Origin of the sequence: Oryzifoliimicrobium ureilyticum (assembly GCF_037199735.1) — a bacterium.
GTDB classification, from domain to species: Bacteria; Pseudomonadota; Alphaproteobacteria; order Rhizobiales; family Rhizobiaceae; genus Rhizobium; species Rhizobium ureilyticus.
The window spans coordinates 1-2,143 of record NZ_JBBBVQ010000061.1; the positions used below are offsets into that span (position 1 = coordinate 1).

2 protein-coding genes are annotated in these 2,143 nt (G+C 55.7%); one reads left to right on the plus strand and one right to left on the minus strand.

The features are described 5' to 3' along the window. A partial coding sequence (locus VQ830_RS28565) for a putative Ig domain-containing protein (protein WP_337271522.1) occupies nt 1–1,920 on the plus strand: 1,920 nt, incomplete at its 5' end. A 128-nt stretch (nt 1,921–2,048) separates the two neighbouring features. On the opposite strand, the gene VQ830_RS28570 is transcribed toward VQ830_RS28565, so the two are convergent. Then, a partial coding sequence (locus tag VQ830_RS28570) for an IS3 family transposase (protein WP_337271293.1) occupies nt 2,049–2,143 on the minus strand: 95 nt, incomplete at its 5' end.

The window sequence follows — 2,143 nt, forward strand, 5'->3', positions numbered from 1 at the left end:
ACGGCGTCAGGAGGCACAGCCCCTTATAGTTATTCTGTCACGACCGGATCTCTGCCGGCCGGCCTGTCGCTCAACAGTTCGAACGGCGCTATTTCCGGATCACCCACTGCAAGTGGGACCTATGGGTTTAGCATCACGGCCACGGATGCGAACAACGCTAAGGGAACTGCGAACTATTCCCTTACCGTACGAGCAGTGCAATCCTTCGTTTTCACGCCCGCGAGCGGGGCGTTGGAAAGCGCAATGGCGGGCGAGAGTTACAGCCAGTCGATCACGGCCAAGGGCGGCTCCGGAAGCTTGCTTTACAGCTTATCCTCTGGTGACCTACCGAAGGGCATGAGCCTCAATGTGTCGACTGGCGAACTCACCGGACCATTGAGCTCCGACGCTGAGCCGAAGGACTACGCCTTTACCCTGCAGGTTCGCGATCAGGCAGGATCAGTCGGAACGGCCTCCTACTCTTTGACGGTCAAAAAGCGAGCCGTCGCTGTGACGGACACATCGGTGACTGTTGCAGCCGNCGACGCTGAGCCGAAGGACTACGCCTTTACCCTGCAGGTTCGCGATCAGGCAGGATCAGTCGGAACGGCCTCCTACTCTTTGACGGTCAAAAAGCGAGCCGTCGCTGTGACGGACACATCGGTGACTGTTGCAGCCGGGGCGACACCCAATAATGTCGATCTCACGCGTGGCGCGACGGGTGGACCGTTTCTTTCCGCTGATCTCGTCTCTATCGAACCGCCAAACGGTGGAACGTTTTCGATCGTAAGAGGCGAATTCGCTCAGGCGAGTCCTCCAACCCAGCTGGGATGGTATCTGAAGTATATCCCCAACCCAGGCTATTCCGGTCAAGTCCGCGTCAACTTTCGTCTCGTCAGCGCTTTAGGTGCATCCAACACCGGAGTGGTTACATACACTGTCGGTTATGATTCAGCGAAAGTTGCAAACGAAGTCGATGGTCTGGTGCACGACTTTGTCAAGGCGCGCCAGGATCTGATCTCCTCGACGATCAAGGTGCCAGGCCTTCTCGAACGGCGTAAGATGGCGGAGGCTACCGATCCTGTAAGCGCTCGGATGATGCCTTCCGATCAGGGTATGACAGCGAGCTTCTCAACGAGCCTTGCGCAGCTTCAGTCGGCTCGCGACAGTGCCGATGGTGTAGCGGGAGGCTATTCCTCACCCTTCAATATCTGGATTGACGGAGCATTTCTGGCTCACAACGACAAGGACATCAATGGAGGTAAGTGGGGCAGCTTTGCCATGCTGAACGTCGGCGTGGATTATCTGCTGACCGAAAAAGCCCTGCTCGGTCTGTCGTTCCACTATGATCACATGACCGATCCCACCGATGAGGATGCAGATTTGAAGGGCAACGGCTGGTTAGCTGGCCCTTATGCGTCCTTCGAGATTGGCAAGAATGTCTTCTGGAATGCCAGTGTCCTTTATGGTGGCTCGTCTAACGACATCAATACGCAGTTCTGGGATGGAACATTCAGTACGAGACGCCTTCTTGTCGATACGTCGATAGAGGGGCAGTGGAACATCGGCGAGGATACGACGCTCAGCCCGAAGCTACGCGCTGTTTACTTCTCGGAGGACGTGAAAGACTATTCTGTCAAGAACAGTGCCGGCGACACGATTGGGATCGATGGATTTAATGAGGAGCAGTTCCGCGTCAGCCTTGGCGCCGAAATTGCGAGATCCTTCACGCTCGACAGCGGAGCGAAACTCACTCCGAAACTTGGCTTGACAGGCGGTTTCTCCGGGATGGACGGCTCAGGAGCGTTCGGGTCGATCACGGCAGGCGTGTCTATGCAGACGGCAGATTTGTGGATGCTCGATACCAGCCTCTTGTTGAACGTCGAAGGTGAGGGCGAGAAGTCGGTGGGTGCAAAGGTGGCAGCAAGCCGACGCTTTTGATCTCATCTGGCGAACGCGAAATGCTTGCCTTTGGTGGTTGATAGGCAAGTTCCGTGGGATTGCTCATGCCTCATGTCAAACAGCATCGAACATTCACCCCTTGGAGGTGCGGACGAATTCTTGGACTCCTATGCTACAATCCCTAGGTTCCTGCGGTATTCCAAGGGGCTAAGGCCACCGAGTGATATTTTGATGCGATGCTGATTGTACCACCGGATATAGG